Origin of the sequence: Bacillus sp. CR71 (assembly GCF_003429245.1) — a bacterium.
Taxonomy (GTDB): domain Bacteria; phylum Bacillota; class Bacilli; order Bacillales; family Bacillaceae_G; genus Bacillus_A; species Bacillus_A thuringiensis_S.
This window is the reverse complement of sequence record NZ_CP031748.1, coordinates 4,676,825-4,693,378: the sequence shown is the minus strand read 5'-3', so window position 1 is coordinate 4,693,378 and position 16,554 is coordinate 4,676,825. Positions and strand designations below refer to the sequence as shown.

Below are 16,554 nucleotides of genomic sequence, written 5' to 3'. Positions count from 1 at the left end.
TCTTTGAGTTTGAACCGTACGTTTTTATAGGTGGGACATTTAATTATAGGGTCTTTTAAATGAGGATTCGTTTAACTAATCAAGTTTATGCTGCTAGTTCATGTGGGATAGAGAATATACATATGGTATATGGAGCTACTGAACATTATATAAGTGGAGGCTGAAGTATATGAAGGGGGTTATTTTAGCTGGAGGAAAAGGAAGACGCCTTAGACCATTAACATGTAATACTCCAAAGCCGATGTTACCGTTATTAGAAAAACCAGTTTTAGAATACAATATTGAGTTATTACGCCAGCATGGTATTCGTGAAATTGCAATTACTGTTCAATATATGAGTACGACCATTAAGCAATATTTTGGTGATGGTAGTAAATGGGGAGTTAACTTGTATTATTTTGAAGACTCTCCTCCGCTTGGTACAGCAGGGAGTATTAAACAAGCAGAACAATTTTTAGATGAAACATTTGTTGTGATAAGTGGGGATGCATTAACTGACTTTCAATTATCAGAAGGAATTAGGTTTCATGAACAAAAGAAAAGAATAGTAACAATGTTTGTGAAAGAAGTAGAAAATCCACTCTCATTTGGATTGGTTGTAATGAATAAAGACCAGGAGGTTACACGATATATAGAAAAGCCGGGCTGGAATGAGGTAGTCTCTAATGTTGTGAATACAGGCATATATATTATGGAGCCAGAAATCTTTTCTTACATACCGCCTAGGCAATTTTTTGATTTTAGTCATGATGTGTTTCCGTTATTGGCAAATAAAAATGTGTTATTCGCATATTTGTCAGAAGGTTATTGGTTAGATATCGGCACATTTAATCAATATCGACAAGCACAATTTGATTTGTTAACGAAAAAGTTACAAGTACCTATTCCTTATACGGAAGTATTACCGATGGTATGGATGGGAGAAGGGGTGACGATTGGCAAAGGGACGAAAATTCATGGCCCCTCTTTTATTGGAGAAGGAGCAAAGATTGGTACAGGAGCTGTAATTGAGCCATATTCTATTATTGGGAAAAATAGTATCGTTTCAAATTATTCTCATCTTCAAAAAAGTATTGTTTTTGCAAATGCCCACATTGGGAAGTATTGTGAACTATTAGAAACGACAATAGGAGAGCGTACAATAGTTGAAGATGACGTTACACTGTTTCAAAAAAGCGTTGTAGCGGATCACTGTCATATTGGGAGAAGCACGGTAATTAAGCAAAAAGGAAAACTATGGCCTTATAAGGCCATTGATAGTCATTCGATAGTAGGAGCAGCTGGTATTCAAGAGAGTGAAATGAGTGCAGGTTGGTTACAAAAAAGCCGCATTGTAGGAAGAGGGAATGTTGAAATTACTCCCCAGTTTATCGTGAAGATTGCGATGGCGTATGGATCTCTTTTTACAAAAGGAGAGAGTATATTAATTGGAAGTCAAGAAAATATAGAAACAACCTCTTATAAAAATTTATTTTTACATGCTATTCATGGTATAGGGATTCATACGATGGAATGTAAAGAAATGAACGAGTCACTTTTTCAATATAGTGTTCATCATTTGCAATGTGCAGGTGGTGTTTTCATTCAAGTGGAGAATGAGAATGAGATTGTTATAAAGTTATACAGTCAAGCTGGCATGCCGTTAACGTATAAGCAGCAAAAAGAGATAGAACAAGTATATATGTCCGAATTGTTTTATTACGTACATGAGAAAGAAATGGGGCGTAATGAGCTGGTTCATGTTTCTATGAATGAGTATATAGAAGTTATATTGGAGCATATTGATATCGAGAAAATACAGATGCAGAAGTTTCATCTTCTTATTAATAAGAGAAATGATACGTTGCAACATTTACTTATGCTCTTTCTGCAAAGACTTGGTTGTACAGTTACATGGATTTATGCAAGCGAACAAAAAGATCATGTGAAAGCTTTGATGAAATCAAGTAAAGCGAATATGGCTCTTATGTTTTCTGAGCAAGGAAATCATTTCGAGTTATACGATAAACATAGTAATATTTACCAGGGTACAGATTTGGAAGAGGTAGATATTCCGGATTTTTTACTCGAATCGACAGGAAATATTTACCCGATGTCTTTGAAGTTAGGAGAATGTTATCTTCTATTTTATACGCAGGATGAAAGAAAGTCGTTTCAAGTAAGGTGGAAGCGAGATATTTTATATCGAATTGGAAAATTATTCGAGCTAATAGCATTGCAAGGAAAAACGTTTCTCAGCATAGTAGAGCAATCACCGCCGCTCTATTTACTTTATGATGAAGTGGTATGTTCATGGAATGAAAAAGGGGAAATTATGAGGAAATTATTGGATGATATAGAAAGGAAGGGAGAAGGTATATTTGAAGGAGTACAGTTCAAATATACTGAAAAAGAGTGGTCTTATATCGTTTCTGACACAAAACAACCAAAATTTTTAGTGTATTCACATGCTAGAAACCCAGTAATAGCAAGGGAAAACATGAAAAATCTTATAGAAAAAATTAGACAATATCAAAAGGTGTAGAATTTTTATTTTAAAAGTGGTATTATAGTATAGTCTGATTTAAGTTATTAGTACTGGAGGGAAATAAGAATGCGTGTGAATATTACTCTAGCATGTACAGAATGCGGAGATCGTAACTATATCTCAAAGAAAAATAAACGTAACAACGCTGAGCGTATCGAGCTTAAAAAGTATTGCAAGCGTGACAAGAAGTCTACGTTACACCGTGAAACAAAGTAAGCAGTAGGAATATTTTCCTACTGTTTCTTTTTTTATTCGATTCCTATGTTAAAAGTGATACACTATCATCATAGAGAAAAGTGTCACTGTAGGGGGGAAATGTGTGAAAGAAGAGAAAGTGCGTTTGCGTAAACAAATAATAGAACACATGAATTCTTTATCAGAAGAACAGTATACAACTTTATCAGAACAGATTGCATTTTTGCTGTATGCGCAAAAAGAGTGGGTTGAAGCTAAAACAATTGGAATTACTCTTTCAATGGAAAATGAAGTGAATACATATCCTATTATTGAAAAAGCTTGGGAAGAAGGAAAGAAAGTTGTAGTTCCTAAGTGTAATAAAGGAACAAGAACGATGTCCTTCCGGCAAATTAATAATTTTGATCAATTAGAAACGGTGTATATGAATTTACGTGAACCGATTCCCGGGCTTACGGAAGAAGTGAATGTGGATGGAATTGATCTTCAAATTGTGCCGGGCGTAGCTTATACAGAACGAGGAGAGCGAATTGGGTACGGCGGTGGCTATTATGATCGTTATCTCGTGCATTATAAAGGGAAAACGCTATCATTAGCGTATGGTTTTCAAATGGTAAAACACATTCCGGTAGAGCCATTTGATAAAAATATAGAAAAAATTATTACAGAAAAAGGAACAATGCTTATAAATGAGCTTGTCTAGACAAATAAAAATTGACGAGACTTTTTCTTCTTGATTATAATAAAATATGTGAACGTTTTCTTATTATAATTTTTTATAGTAAGCGAGCATAGAGGGTGATGAAATGGTATCTATTTATGATATTCAGCAATTGCTAAAGAAATTTGGTACGATTATTTATACGGGAGATCGAATTGCAGATTTACAATTAATGCAAGATGAATTGCGTGAATTAAATCAATCACAGCTAATCGATCCACAAGACTATCAAACAGCTTTATTTTTATTGAAGCAAGAAATTCAAAAAGAGCTAAATAAGAATTAGATAAAGGTAGGTAAGCAACATGGAAGAGAAATGGTTAGTTGGTGTTGACCTTGGTGGTACAACGATTAAATTAGCATTTATTAATGTATACGGTGAAATTTTACATAAGTGGGAAATCCCTACGAATACAGGTGAGCAAGGAAAACATATTACACTTGATGTTGCGAAAGCAATTGATAAAAAGCTAGAAGAATTAGGCGAATTGAAGAGCAAGTTAATTGGTATTGGTATGGGAGCTCCTGGCCCTGTACATGTGGCATCTGGAATGATTTATGAAGCGGTTAATTTAGGGTGGAAAAACTATCCGCTAAAAGATTTATTAGAAGTAGAAACAGGATTACCTGTTGTTATTGATAATGATGCAAACTTAGCAGCGCTTGGTGAAATGTGGAAAGGTGCTGGTGAAGGTGCAAAAGATTTAATCTGCATGACACTTGGTACGGGCGTTGGTGGTGGTGTAATCGCCAATGGTGAGATTGTACACGGCGTGAGTGGTGCTGCTGGTGAGATTGGACATATTACAGTAGTTACAGAAAATGCTTTCCCATGTAATTGCGGGAAGTCTGGTTGCTTAGAAACAGTAGCATCTGCAACAGGTATTGTACGTGTTGCTATGCAAAAAATACAAGAGACTAATAAAGAAAGCATGTTGCGTTCTATGTTAGCTGAAGAAGGACGTATTACATCAAAAGATGTCTTTGAAGCACTTGGACAAGGTGATGAATTAGCAGGCGAAGTAGTAGAAAAAGTAGCTTCTTATTTAGGATTAGCTGTAGCGAACCTTTCTAGTACGTTGAACCCAGAGAAAATTGTTATTGGTGGAGGCGTGTCTAAAGCTGGAGATGCGCTATTAGAACCAATTCAACGCTATTTCGAGCAATACGCTTTCTCACGTGCTGTAAAGAGCACGAAGTTAGCTATTGCAACACTTGGTAATGATGCAGGTGTTATCGGAGGAGCTTGGCTTGTAAAAAAGCACAAATACGAAGCGAAGATGATATAAGATGTGAAATATGAAAAGAGGAAGGGGGAACCCTTCCTCTTTTTGTGTGAAATCTCGATGAAGAATAAAGTGTAAACGAATTAAGCTGCTGGTGGATACCCGTTATATAGAACAGTCATGATCGTAAACCATCCGAAAACGAGTACAGTTGCAATTGCAAAGCCGCTCGCGAAAAAGTTTTTTTCACGAAGTGTTCTAAGCGTAGCAAATACAGCTAACAGAGTGACAAGTGTAAAAATAATAACAAGGCCCATACAATATCCTCCTCTGTCTACCCATTTCTTATTATGAGTTTTTGGAATTTTTACTCTTTTATATTGTACATGTTTTAAAAATGATTGTCGAGATAGCATCCTTTCTTTTCCTCAGAGAAAGAAATGTTGTATCATTAAAAGTAAGTTTAATAATTGGAGGAGATTTCATATGAAATGGATACAAATGCCGTTAGGCCCATTGCAAACCAATGCTTATATTTTAATGAACGATCAAAAAGAGTGCATTATCTTTGACCCTGGTCATGAAGGTGAAAAGCTCGTTACATATTTACAAGAAGAACAATTAAAACCATTGGCGGTTTTATTAACACATGCTCACTTTGATCATATCGGTGCTGTTGATGCGGTAAGAGACGCTTTTTATATTCCTGTATACGTACATAAAGAAGAAGCAGATTGGTTAGGAGATGCAACTGTAAACGGCTCTCAAATTTTTATGATGAACCGCAGTATTACAGCAAAACCAGCGGATCATATTATTGATGCAGAAGGTACATTAACAATTGGATCATTTAATTTTGAAATTTTTGAGACGCCGGGACATTCTCCAGGAAGTATTTCTTATTATAGTAAAGAGGCGAATGCTGTATTCTCAGGAGATGTATTGTTCCAAATGAGCATTGGAAGAACAGATTTGCCTGGTGGAAGTTTTGCTGAATTAATTGGAAGTATTGAAGAGAAATTATTTGTATTACCAGATGAAACAGCGGTGTTATGTGGACATGGTCCAGAAACAAGCATTGGCTTTGAAAAAGAAAATAATCCGTTTTTACAATAAGGAGTCATTATGGGAATGGAGCTCATTTTAAGAGAATGGATGGGGAAAGAAAAGGATTATTCAATTTCATATAGTACGTATATGAACCTTGTATTGTATACAGAAGGTCATGGATATTATATGAAAGAACGTGAAAAGATTGGAAGAAAAGGGGATTTTTTTACAAGTAGCAATGTATCCTCTGTTTTTGCAAAAACTTTTGCTAAACTTTTTATTCGTCTTGTTGAAAATGGTGAAGTTGCTTCGAATATTTGTGAGGTTGGTGGGGGAACTGGAAAGTTTGCCTATGATGTTTTACAAGAATGGAAGCAATTATCTCCAAAAACCTTTATTGATTTAAACTATTCAATGATTGAAGTGAGCCCTTTTCATAGGAAATTACAGCAGGAGCAACTTGGCTCATTTTCTAATGTATCGTACTATACCTCCTATAGTGAAATGGGAGATTCTTTCGAGGGAATTCTTTTTTCGAATGAGTTGTTTGATGCATTTCCTGTTGAAATAATTGAGAAAAGAAATGGTATGTTGTATGAAGTACGTATTACATATACAGAGGAAGGAAACCTTTCAGAAGTATGTAGGCCGTTAGATAAAAGAATTGGTCGATATTTATTGAAATATAATATTCATATTGCTGAAGGGCAACGTTTTGAAGTACCAATTGTGATGGAGGAGTATATAAAAGAAATTGCGAAATGGTTTCAAAAAGGTATATGTATTACAGTTGATTACGGATACACAAAAGAAGAATGGATGCATCCAGCACACCGTGAAGGAAGTTTGCGAGGGTATTATCAGCATAAGCTAATACGAAACCCACTAGCGTATCCAGGTGAAATGGATCTTACTACTCATATTCATTGGGACGAGCTAACTGAGATGTTTAGTCTGCAGGGAATGAGTGCAGTATGGCATAAGAAACAATCTGAGTTCTTGTTAGCTGCAGGAATATTAGAACAGCTTACGAGCCATCAAGATACGAATCCTTTTTCTGAAACGCAAAAAAAAAATCGAGCAGTTCGTTCTATGATTTTGAATGGAGGAGTAGGGAGTGCGTTTGATGTTGTTATACATACAAAAGATATGCAACATTTGCATTTGGAGCAGTATGTAACAATATAAAAAAACAAGACACAGTATATACTGTGTCTTGTTTTTTAATACGACTTATGTAGTATTATATATTTCCTCTCATGATATATATTTATATTAAAGATATGAGATGAAAAATATAGAATACGTTCTTTTTCTTCGATTATTAGTCCCTAACCTAATAATACGCGAACGAGTTGAATTATTGTTTCGTTCTCTACTTTGTAATAAATTTCTAATCCTTTTCTTTCACTAGAAACGATTTTAGCGCTTTTTAATTTTGCTAAATGCTGTGAAATTGTAGATTGTGGCATGTTTAAGCCAGTATACATTGTAGAAACGTTGCTTGGACCGCGCTCAATTAATCCTTTTACGATACATAAACGAACAGGATGAGCTAGTACTTTTAATAATTCTGCATTACTTTCATATAGTTCTAATTCTTTTTGAAAGGTTTCTAACATGTTCTTTTCCACCTCCGTGTGAGCTATTATACCATACTATACATACCAAAAATTTAAAGAAAAGAAAATAGTTGTTGCAGAAAAAAAGTCCTAAAGTAAAGAAATTGTAAGAAAAGAGACCCTGATGTAAATAAAATAGGTGAATTAGCACGTTTTTGTAAAATAAAATTTTTGGGTGAAAATTTCGATGCGTTTTAAAAATTGAAAGATATAGATATATTTGTAACACAATTTTATCATGATTTTCTTATTCTTTCAAATGAATATACAAAATTTTTAAAATAATATGACAAAGGAATTGTAATGATATATATAGAATATAAAACAGTTTAAAAGAAAAGAAGCTGAATGTAATTCGCTTCTTTATGATGATAACGAAATATTTGATTACAGCTGATAAATCTTAGGATAATCAAGTCATTAGTCATTTATTCTAAAATTCATCTTTTAGCAACGTTAAAAACCTGTGATTCCATATGTTCTCGTAAAAATCAATCGTCTCTTTTGCGGACATAAAAGGATTCTTCAACGTAGAGGTTGTTTTCTGTGCCATAAAGTTTTCGTATCCCAGTCCGTGGGCAAACTTAATCGTAGCATCCATACAGTACTCTGTTTGGGCACCACAAAATTCAATGCGCTTTACAGATAATTGATCTAAAATTTCTTTTAAGTTTGTTTTATAAAATGAATTTGCATGTGTTTTTCTTACAAAAAAATCTTGTTCTTGAACATCTAGATCGGTATGAATAGCCCAATTTTCTTTCTCGGGTACTAAATCATCATCACAATGTTGAACAAAAAGGATTGGTTTATTTAATTTTCTGTATGAAGAAATTCTTTGATTTACTTTTGTTAGTAAGTTCTGTAAATCAAATAAATGCTCTCCGCTATAACATACTCCATTTTGTAAATCGATAACGATTAAAATATCTGTACAAGTATCCATTATTTTTGCTCCTTTTTTATTTCTTAATATATCAATTAATAAATTACTTGGAAATAGATAAAAATTTTATTTTTTAATGAACTATATAGACAGAAAAGCACTAAAACGAGTATGGTAGACAGCATAAAAAAAGATATGAAAACTTAATTTCATATCTTCTATTCATTCTATACATTTACAGGTTCTTCTACATAAGAAAGGGCATTTTCAAAATCGGATATTAAATCGTCAACATTTTCAAGGCCAACTGATAACCGAAGTAATGAATTAGAGATCCCTCTTTCATCACGAGCTTCTTGCGACAGTGCTGCATGTGACATTTTTGCTGGGTAAGAAAGAATTGACTCTACCGCTCCTAAACTAACTGCAAAAACGGGTAATTTTACTTTTGACAAAAATTGGCGGAGTGCATCTTCTGACTGCAAAGTAAACGATAAGACCGCTCCAGCTGATGTTGCTTGAGATTGTTGAATATCAAATCCGAGATGCGTTTGTAATCCAGGATAATAGACATTTTGTACTTTAGTGTGCTCTTGTAAATAATGTGCAATTTTATTGGCATTTTTAGCTGAATGCTCGAGGCGTACATGCAATGTTTTTAGGCCACGAAGTACGAGAGAACAATCTTGAGGCCCTAAAATAGCACCGAATGCATTTTGTAAAAATCCAAGCTTTTGAGCGAGTTCTGCATCTTTTACTACTGCTAATCCGGCAGTAACATCACTATGACCAGCAATAAATTTTGTAGCACTATGAAGAACGACATCAGCTCCAAGTTCAAGTGGTTTCTGGAATAGTGGTGTCAAAAAAGTATTATCAACAAAAGTAAGAGCGCCAATAGATTTTGCAAGTTTAGAAACTTCGCGGATATCTGTCACTTTTAAAAGTGGGTTAGAAGGTGTTTCTACATAAAAGAGCTTTGTATTTGGTTTAATGTTTTGTTTTATTTCTTCTAAATTGGTCATATCAACAAATGTATGTGAAACACCGTAACGGGAGAGTACCTCAGTTATCACTCTGTAAGTGCCTCCGTATACATCTTCTGAAATGAGTACGTGATCACCTTGTGAAAGAAGGAGGAATGCAGTGGAAATCGCTGCAATGCCTGATGCAAAGGCGAATCCCTTTGTTCCACCTTCTAATAAAGCAATGATATCTTCAAGAGCTTCACGAGTTGGATTTCCTGACCTGCTATAGTCATATTTTCCGAACGTATCTACATCAAACTGGTGAAAAGTTGATGTGTTATAAATGGGAACGTTCACAGCGCCCGTTTGTGAGTCATGTTTATATTGGTTGTGTAGTAAGAGTGTATCTATAGAATAGCTCATATTTTTACACCTTCTTTTACGAGTTTAATGGCTTGCTTTAAGTCTTGAATTAAATCGTTACTATTTTCAATGCCAACGGAGAATCGAAGAAGACGATTGCATACACCGTTTGCTGTTCTAATATCTTCAGGAATATCAGCATGTGTTTGCGTTGCTGGATAAGTCATTAAACTTTCTACACCACCAAGACTTTCTGCAAATGTAATTAAGGATAAAGATTGTAAGAATGGATTAATCCAAGCTTCATCTTTAAGGCGGAATGAAATCATGCCGCCTCTTCCTGGATAAAATACATCTGTCACCCCGTTTTCATCATTTAAATATGCAACAACTGCTTTCGCATTTTCTTCATGTTGTCTCATGCGAAGCGCTAACGTTTTCATACCGCGAATTAATAACCATGAGTCAAATGGGCTTAAAACCGCGCCTGATGCATTATGATAATGAGCGATTTCCTCGCAAAGTTCCATTCCTTTTGCAACGACAAGTCCGCTTAGTACATCGTTATGTCCCCCTAAATATTTCGTTGCGCTATGGAGTACAATGTCAGCACCTTCTGTTAATGGTTGCTGTATATAAGGTGTGTAGAATGTGTTGTCTACAATAAGAAGTAGTCCGTGCCTTTTCGCTACAGTTGCGACAGCAGCAATATCAGTAACTTGCATTAATGGATTAGTTGGAGTTTCTATGAAAATAGCCTTCGTTTCAGTTGTGATAGCTTGCTCAATTTGTTTAATAGATTGTGTATTTACGTATCTACATCGAACATTCCACTTTTTTTCGTGCTCAGAAAATAATCGATACGTTCCTCCGTATAAATCTTCAGATACAATAAGTTCGTCTCCAGAGTGGAATAGAGAAAGGACGAGGAGAACAGCCGCCATCCCTGAACTACAGGCATAACCTTGTTCGCCATATTCTAAGTCTGCGATCGCCTGTTCTAAAAGACCGCGAGTTGGATTGCCAGTTCGTGAATAGTCAAAGCCAGTAGATTTACCAATTCCTTCGTGACGATAAGCGGTTGAGAAATAAACCGGTGGATTAACCGTTCCTGTTGTAGTTTCACTGCGATTTCCGATTTGTGCTAGTTTCGTTTCGATTGTTGACATGTGAAAATTCCTCCTTTTTAAATTGAAACATTAAGTGAATATAAAATAAAAAAAGCCTTCTAAGAAGAAGGCTTTCGGTTTGAATAGAGTCTTCTTCTCATCTGTCAAATCTTTCACAATTTGCTGGAATTAGCACCTTATTAACAAACTGTTAATGGTTGCTGAGGCGTCATAGGGCCAGTCCCTCTACCTCTCTAGATAAGAATGTTCGTATGAAATTTTTATTATGTTTTTAACTTTACAACAAAAGATAATTGAATTGCAAGTTTATTTTAAATAATTTTTATTTTTCCGCAAGTATCATTGACTTTTACTTTTGTGCATGCTAAATTTATTAAAAAATTAACAAACATTGTTAAAAGGGGAACGCATTTCCTTTTAGCTACATAAATAAAATAATAAAGACAACTCTTATTGAGAGCGGTGGAGGGAAAGGCCCTGTGAAACCCGGCAACCTTCAAACGAAATGTTTGAAACGGTGCTAATACCTGCAAAACGAATGTTTTGCATAATAAGAGGAGGAACGATTATGTCCCCCTCTTCAAAGTGAAGAGGGGGTTTTTATATTGATAGAAATGAGGGAGATTCGTGAAATTACTAGATTTATTATCAAAAGGAATTGTAATAGGTGATGGTGCGGTTGGGACGTTATTGCATTCACATGGTTTGCAAAGTAGCTTTGAAGAATTGAATGTATCTGATCCAGACTTAATTATATCGATTCATAAACAATATGTAGCTGCTGGAGCAGATGTAATTCAAACGAATACGTATGGGGCAAATGAGACGAAATTACGTATGTATGGTTTAGAAAATCAAGTTACAGAAATTAATAGAGCGGCAGTAAAACTGGCGAAAGCATCTGTTACAGACAGAAATGCAATTTTAGGAACAATTGGTGGTATGAAACACATCGGAGCCGTTACAACGACTGATATGGAAAGGGAGTTTATGCTACTTGAACAGGCAGGGGCTTTACTAGAAGAACAGGTTGATGGATTACTATTAGAAACTTTTTACGATGAATTTGAATTACTTCATGCCGTTAAAGTATTGCGTAAGCAAACGAATATTCCAATTGTTGCTCAATTAGCGTTACATGAAGCAGGTACGACTCAAAATGGAAATGATGTCAATGAAATATTAAAGCAACTTATAGATTGCGGTGCAAATGTTGTTGGATTGAATTGTCAACTAGGGCCGCTTCATATGACGGAAGCTTTCAAAATGATATCGATTCCGCAAAATGGCTATTTATCAGCATACCCAAATGCAGGTCTCCCGAATTATGTGGAGGGACGTTATGTATATGAGGGAAGCCCAGCTTATTTTGAAGCGATGACACCGAGATTTATTGAGCAAGGTATTCGATTATTGGGTGGTTGTTGTGGTACGACTCCAGAACATATTCAAAGTATGAAGCACGCTGTTGCGAATATTACCCCTGTAATAGAAAAAGACACGATTCAAAGGCCGAAAGTCGTTCATACGCATGAGAAACGTTCGAAGGCTCACGTCACTCTAGCAGAGAAAGCGAAAAAACAAACGACAGTTGTAGTAGAATTAGATCCACCGAAAACGTTAGATACACAGCGTTTTTTTGAAGGAGCAAGAGCGTTAAAAAGAGCGGGAGCAGATGCTATTACTCTAGCAGATAATTCATTAGCATCGCCTCGCATCTCGAATATGGCAATGGGTGCGTTATTAACCAAGCATGATATCCCAGTATTGACACATTTAACGTGTAGAGATCATAACGTCATTGGACTACAATCTCATTTGTTAGGTTTATCGGCGTTAGGGATGGAAGAAGTGTTAGCTTTAACTGGTGATCCAGCGCGCGTTGGTGATTTTCCCGGTGCAACTTCTGTATATGATTTATCCTCTATTGAGCTCATTAAAATGATTAAAGAAATGAACGATGGACGTTCAATTTTAGGGAAATCAATTGGACCGGCGACAAGGTTTTCTGTAGGCGGCGCATTTAATCCTCACGTGAGGCACTTAAAAGCAGCGGTTAAGCGAATGGAACGAAAAATAGATGCTGGAGCGGAGTATTTTTTAACTCAGCCAATTTACGATATCGCGCTAATTGAAGAAGTGTATGAAGCGACAAAGCATTTGGAACAACCTATTTTTATTGGAATTATGCCGTTAGTAAGTAAGCGGAATGCAGATTTTCTTCATTTTGAGGTGCCGGGTATTACTCTTCCTGAAGAAATAAGAGAGAGAATGGATGGACACGAAACGAAAGAGGCAGCAATTGAGGAAGGGATTCGCATTTCGCAAGAATTAATCGACATAGCGATGAAATATTTTAATGGTATTTATCTTATTACACCATTTTTAAAGTATGAAATTACAGAACATCTTGTTAAATATGTAAGAGAAAAGCAAGAAGTGAAAGAAGGTATTAATTGATGAAGTGTATAGAAGAAAAATTACAGAATAGCATTTTAATATTAGATGGGGCAATGGGGACAATGATTCAGCAAGAGGATTTAACTGCTGAAGATTTCGGAGGAGAAGAGTACGAGGGCTGTAATGAATATTTAGTAGAAACAAGACCAGACGTTATTTTAAAAATTCATAAAGCTTATATTGAAGCTGGAGCGGATATTATTGAAACAAATACATTTGGGGCAACGAATATTGTACTAAGTGATTATGAGCTGTCTCATTTAGATGAAGAACTAAATGAAAAGGCAGCACTTTTGGCGAAGCAAGCTGTTAAAGAAAGCGGGAAGGAAGTATATGTTGCGGGAGCAATGGGACCAACAACGAAAGCAATTAGTGTTACAGGTGGTGTGACTTTTGAAGAATTGATTGAGGCTTATACAAGGCAGGCACGAGGATTGTTAAAAGGAGAAGTTGATGTATTACTCGTTGAGACGAGTCAAGATATGCGTAACGTGAAAGCAGCTTATATTGGAATTCAAGCTGCTTTTGAAGAAATGAAAAAAACGGTTCCTATTATGATTTCAGGAACGATTGAGCCAATGGGAACGACTCTGGCTGGGCAAACAATTGAAGCTTTTTATTTATCAGTAGAACATATGAAACCATTATCTGTTGGATTAAACTGTGCGACTGGTCCGGAGTTTATGAGGGACCATATTCGTTCACTATCTGATTTATCGGAGTGTTACATTTCTTGTTATCCAAATGCAGGTCTTCCTGATGAAGATGGACATTACCATGAATCTCCATCTTCTCTTGCTGAAAAGGTGAAGCGATTTGCTGAAGAAGGATGGGTTAATATTATCGGTGGTTGTTGTGGCACGACACCAGAACATATAAAAGCAATGAAATCCGCGCTAGCATCTCTTAAGCCTCGTGACCATCATGAGAGAGAAGGACATGGAATTAGTGGATTGGAGGCACTGCAATACGATGAGTCTATGAGACCGTTATTTGTAGGTGAAAGAACGAATGTTATTGGATCACGTAAATTTAAACGATTAGTAGCAGAAGGGAAATTTGAAGAGGCTGCTGAAGTGGCAAGGGCGCAAGTGAAGAAAAATGCTCATATTATTGATATTTGTATGGCAGATCCTGATCGTGATGAAATAGAAGATATGGAGAAATTTTTGACAGAAGTTACGAAAGTGTTAAAAGTACCGATTATGATTGATTCAACGGATGAAAATGTTATGGCAAGAGCACTTACTTATATTCAAGGAAAAGCTGTTATCAACTCTATTAATTTAGAAGATGGAGAAGAGCGTTTTGAAAAGGTAACACCGCTTCTTCGTAAGTATGGTGCTGCAATTGTAGTTGGTACAATCGATGAAGATGGTATGGCAGTAAGTGCTGAAAGAAAATTAGAAATTGCAAAAAGAAGTTACGAATTATTAACGACGAAATATGGAATACGTCCGTCAGATATTATTTTTGATGCACTTGTGTTTCCAGTAGGGACAGGTGATGAAGAATATATTGGTTCAGCGGCAGCGACTATAGAAGGAATTCGTCTTATTAAAGAAGCGTTACCAGAGTGTTTAACGATTTTAGGTGTAAGTAACATATCATTTGGTTTACCACCAGCTGGACGTGAAGTATTGAATTCCGTCTTTTTATATCATGCTACGAAGGCTGGATTAGATTACGCGATTGTTAATACGGAAAAATTAGAACGCTATGCGTCGATTCCAGAGGAAGAAAAACACCTTGCAGATGCATTACTGTTTGAAACGACTAAAGAGACGTTAGAAGAATTTACAAACTTTTACCGAGTCGCTAAAAAGAAAGATGTCGTTGTGCAAGAAACGTTAACGCTTGATGAAAGACTAGCAAATTATATTGTAGAAGGTACGAAACAAGGATTACACGAGGATTTAAGTCTTGCACTTGAAGAAGGAAGAAAACCTCTTGATATTATTAACGGTCCGCTTATGACAGGGATGGACGAGGTAGGACGACTATTTAATAATAATGAACTTATTGTTGCTGAAGTATTGCAAAGTGCCGAAAGTATGAAAGCTGCTGTAAGTTATTTAGAGCCATATATGGAATCTAGTGATAGTGCGAAAAAAGGGAAAGTATTATTAGCAACTGTAAAAGGTGACGTGCATGATATTGGGAAAAATCTCGTTGAAATTATTTTAGCGAATAACGGATATGAGATTATTAATTTAGGAATTAATGTACGTTCAGATCGAATTGTTCAAGAAGTACAAGAAAAGAATCCGGACATTATAGGACTTTCAGGTTTATTAGTAAAATCAGCGCAACAAATGGTAACGACTGCTGAAGATTTAAAAGCAGCAAATATTGATGTTCCCATTGTTGTAGGTGGTGCAGCATTAACGAGAAAGTTTACAGATAATCGGATTTCACCATCATATAAAGGGCTCGTTTGTTATGCGAGTGATGCGATGACGGGGCTCGATATTATTAATAAGCTTCAAAAAGAAGAAGAGCGTGAGAAGATGAAACAGGATAAGAAAGAACGGCATCTTCATATCGTAAAAAAAGAGGAGAAGAAAGTAGAAATTCCAGCAGTAATTGAGCCATTACCAAAGGCTGAGGTTATCGTGCCTGATTCAACAAAACGAATTGTATTACGCGATATTCCCGCCCTTCATCTCGCTCCATTTTTAAATAGACAAATGCTACTTGGGCATCACCTTGGATTAAAAGGAAATGTGAAGAAGCTTTTGAAAGAGGGAGATAAGAGAGCGCATGAATTAAATGATTTAATAGATGAATTATTGCAAGAAGGACAATCTTGGTTAAAGCCAAAAGCAGTGTATCAATTTTTTCCAGCGCAAAGCGATGGACAAAACATTGTAATATATGATCCAGAAGATCATACGCGTGTTATAGAGCGTTTCACGTTCCCTAGACAAGGAAAGGCCCCCTATCGTACTTTAGGCGATTATTTGCGCCCAATTGGAGATGAGATGGACTATGTTGCTTTCTTATCTGTTACGGTTGGGGAAGGAGTTCGGGACATTGCTGAAGAGTGGAAGGCGAAAGGTGATTACTTACGTAGTCATGCCATTCAATCGTTAGCGCTTGAATTAGCAGAAGGACTTGCTGAAAAAACACATATGCTCATTCGTGACCGCTGGGGCATTCCAGACTCACCTGAACTGACGATGGAAGAACGTTTCCGTACGAAATATAGAGGAATACGCGTGTCATTTGGTTATCCGGCGTGTCCAGAACTTGCAGATCAAGAAAAGCTATTTCGCTTAATTCATCCAGAGGAAATAGGTATTTCATTAACAGAAGGATTCATGATGGAGCCAGAAGCGTCCGTAACGGCTATGGTATTTTCTCACCCTGAGGCAAGATATTTTAGTGTATTATAGTCTAGAAG

At 36.1% G+C, this 16,554-nt stretch carries 14 protein-coding genes and 2 riboswitches; of the genes, 9 read left to right on the top strand and 5 right to left on the bottom strand.

All coding sequences use genetic code 11. The features are described 5' to 3' along the window. The first annotated feature begins 169 nt into the window (after window positions 1–169). From DOS87_RS23580 to glcK, 5 genes are all read left to right on the top strand, one after another. Window positions 170–2,524, top strand: coding sequence for a sugar phosphate nucleotidyltransferase (locus tag DOS87_RS23580; protein ID WP_000679330.1), 2,355 nt, complete (start codon window positions 170–172; stop codon window positions 2,522–2,524). A 69-nt stretch (window positions 2,525–2,593) separates the two neighbouring features. After that, on the top strand, window positions 2,594–2,743 hold the full coding sequence (gene rpmG, locus DOS87_RS23575; protein ID WP_001265616.1) for a 50S ribosomal protein L33: 150 nt from the start codon (window positions 2,594–2,596) through the stop codon (window positions 2,741–2,743). Between the two features lie 103 nt (window positions 2,744–2,846). Continuing rightward, window positions 2,847–3,425: a 5-formyltetrahydrofolate cyclo-ligase gene (locus tag DOS87_RS23570; RefSeq protein WP_000656859.1), complete on the top strand. Its 579-nt coding sequence runs from the start codon at window positions 2,847–2,849 to the stop codon at window positions 3,423–3,425. 103 nt (window positions 3,426–3,528) lie between these two features. Beyond that, entirely contained in the window at window positions 3,529–3,729 is a 201-nt protein-coding gene (locus tag DOS87_RS23565) for a YqgQ family protein (RefSeq protein ID WP_000253699.1), read from the top strand. 19 nt (window positions 3,730–3,748) lie between these two features. After that, entirely contained in the window at window positions 3,749–4,732 is a 984-nt protein-coding gene (gene glcK, locus DOS87_RS23560) for a glucokinase (RefSeq protein ID WP_000391701.1), read from the top strand. Between the two features lie 80 nt (window positions 4,733–4,812). Here the strand turns inward: glcK and DOS87_RS23555 are convergent, their stop codons facing one another. Further along, the gene (locus tag DOS87_RS23555) at window positions 4,813–4,986 is read right to left on the bottom strand and encodes a DUF2759 domain-containing protein (protein WP_000524852.1); all 174 of its coding nucleotides are present in this window, start codon (window positions 4,984–4,986) and stop codon (window positions 4,813–4,815) included. A gap of 169 nt (window positions 4,987–5,155) precedes the next feature. Between DOS87_RS23555 and DOS87_RS23550 the strand changes: the two genes are divergently transcribed. Both DOS87_RS23550 and DOS87_RS23545 read left to right on the top strand, forming a co-directional pair. After that, entirely contained in the window at window positions 5,156–5,785 is a 630-nt protein-coding gene (locus tag DOS87_RS23550) for an MBL fold metallo-hydrolase (protein WP_000871230.1), read from the top strand. Between the two features lie 9 nt (window positions 5,786–5,794). Then, window positions 5,795–6,907 carry a class I SAM-dependent methyltransferase gene (locus DOS87_RS23545; protein ID WP_000525134.1) on the top strand — a complete coding sequence of 371 codons (1,113 nt, stop codon included), beginning with the start codon at window positions 5,795–5,797 and terminating at the stop codon, window positions 6,905–6,907. A 143-nt stretch (window positions 6,908–7,050) separates the two neighbouring features. Here the strand turns inward: DOS87_RS23545 and DOS87_RS23540 are convergent, their stop codons facing one another. The 4 genes from DOS87_RS23540 to metI form a co-directional block, all read right to left on the bottom strand. Then, on the bottom strand, window positions 7,051–7,341 hold the full coding sequence (locus tag DOS87_RS23540) for an ArsR/SmtB family transcription factor (protein WP_000894377.1): 291 nt from the start codon (window positions 7,339–7,341) through the stop codon (window positions 7,051–7,053). A 433-nt stretch (window positions 7,342–7,774) separates the two neighbouring features. After that, window positions 7,775–8,287, bottom strand: coding sequence for a cysteine hydrolase family protein (locus tag DOS87_RS23535; RefSeq protein ID WP_000379186.1), 513 nt, complete (start codon window positions 8,285–8,287; stop codon window positions 7,775–7,777). Between the two features lie 167 nt (window positions 8,288–8,454). After that, the gene (gene metC, locus DOS87_RS23530) at window positions 8,455–9,618 is read right to left on the bottom strand and encodes a cystathionine beta-lyase (RefSeq protein ID WP_000122298.1); all 1,164 of its coding nucleotides are present in this window, start codon (window positions 9,616–9,618) and stop codon (window positions 8,455–8,457) included. Continuing rightward, the gene (gene metI, locus DOS87_RS23525; RefSeq protein ID WP_000103880.1) at window positions 9,615–10,727 is read right to left on the bottom strand and encodes a cystathionine gamma-synthase/O-acetylhomoserine thiolyase; all 1,113 of its coding nucleotides are present in this window, start codon (window positions 10,725–10,727) and stop codon (window positions 9,615–9,617) included. Before metI ends, metC begins: the two co-directional genes overlap by 4 nt. Window positions 10,728–10,821: 94 nt before the next feature. Beyond that, a riboswitch (SAM riboswitch) is annotated at window positions 10,822–10,932 on the bottom strand. A 203-nt stretch (window positions 10,933–11,135) separates the two neighbouring features. Next, window positions 11,136–11,245: riboswitch (SAM riboswitch) on the top strand. 70 nt (window positions 11,246–11,315) lie between these two features. Between metI and DOS87_RS23520 the strand changes: the two genes are divergently transcribed. Together DOS87_RS23520 and metH are read left to right on the top strand one after the other, a co-directional pair. Then, window positions 11,316–13,148 (top strand): bifunctional homocysteine S-methyltransferase/methylenetetrahydrofolate reductase, encoded by a 1,833-nt coding sequence (locus DOS87_RS23520; protein WP_000770366.1) that lies wholly within the window; start codon window positions 11,316–11,318, stop codon window positions 13,146–13,148. Beyond that, window positions 13,148–16,546, top strand: a complete 3,399-nt coding sequence (metH, locus tag DOS87_RS23515; protein WP_044784483.1) for a methionine synthase — start codon at window positions 13,148–13,150, stop codon at window positions 16,544–16,546. The genes DOS87_RS23520 and metH overlap by 1 nt, the downstream gene beginning before the upstream one ends. Window positions 16,547–16,554 lie beyond the last annotated feature (8 nt).

Bases quoted from the DNA above. Each gene is read 5' to 3' on its own strand.
- DOS87_RS23580 (WP_000679330.1), top strand. From the start codon at position 170: ATGAAGGGGGTTATTTTAGCTGGAGGAAAAGGAAGACGCCTTAGACCA.
- rpmG (WP_001265616.1), top strand. From the start codon at position 2,594: ATGCGTGTGAATATTACTCTAGCATGTACAGAATGCGGAGATCGTAAC.
- DOS87_RS23565 (WP_000253699.1), top strand. From the start codon at position 3,529: ATGGTATCTATTTATGATATTCAGCAATTGCTAAAGAAATTTGGTACG.
- glcK (WP_000391701.1), top strand. From the start codon at position 3,749: ATGGAAGAGAAATGGTTAGTTGGTGTTGACCTTGGTGGTACAACGATT.
- DOS87_RS23555 (WP_000524852.1), bottom strand. From the start codon at position 4,986: ATGGGCCTTGTTATTATTTTTACACTTGTCACTCTGTTAGCTGTATTT.
- DOS87_RS23550 (WP_000871230.1), top strand. From the start codon at position 5,156: ATGAAATGGATACAAATGCCGTTAGGCCCATTGCAAACCAATGCTTAT.
- DOS87_RS23545 (WP_000525134.1), top strand. From the start codon at position 5,795: ATGGGAATGGAGCTCATTTTAAGAGAATGGATGGGGAAAGAAAAGGAT.
- DOS87_RS23540 (WP_000894377.1), bottom strand. From the start codon at position 7,341: ATGTTAGAAACCTTTCAAAAAGAATTAGAACTATATGAAAGTAATGCA.
- DOS87_RS23535 (WP_000379186.1), bottom strand. From the start codon at position 8,287: ATGGATACTTGTACAGATATTTTAATCGTTATCGATTTACAAAATGGA.
- metC (WP_000122298.1), bottom strand. From the start codon at position 9,618: ATGAGCTATTCTATAGATACACTCTTACTACACAACCAATATAAACAT.
- metI (WP_000103880.1), bottom strand. From the start codon at position 10,727: ATGTCAACAATCGAAACGAAACTAGCACAAATCGGAAATCGCAGTGAA.
- metH (WP_044784483.1), top strand. From the start codon at position 13,148: ATGAAGTGTATAGAAGAAAAATTACAGAATAGCATTTTAATATTAGAT.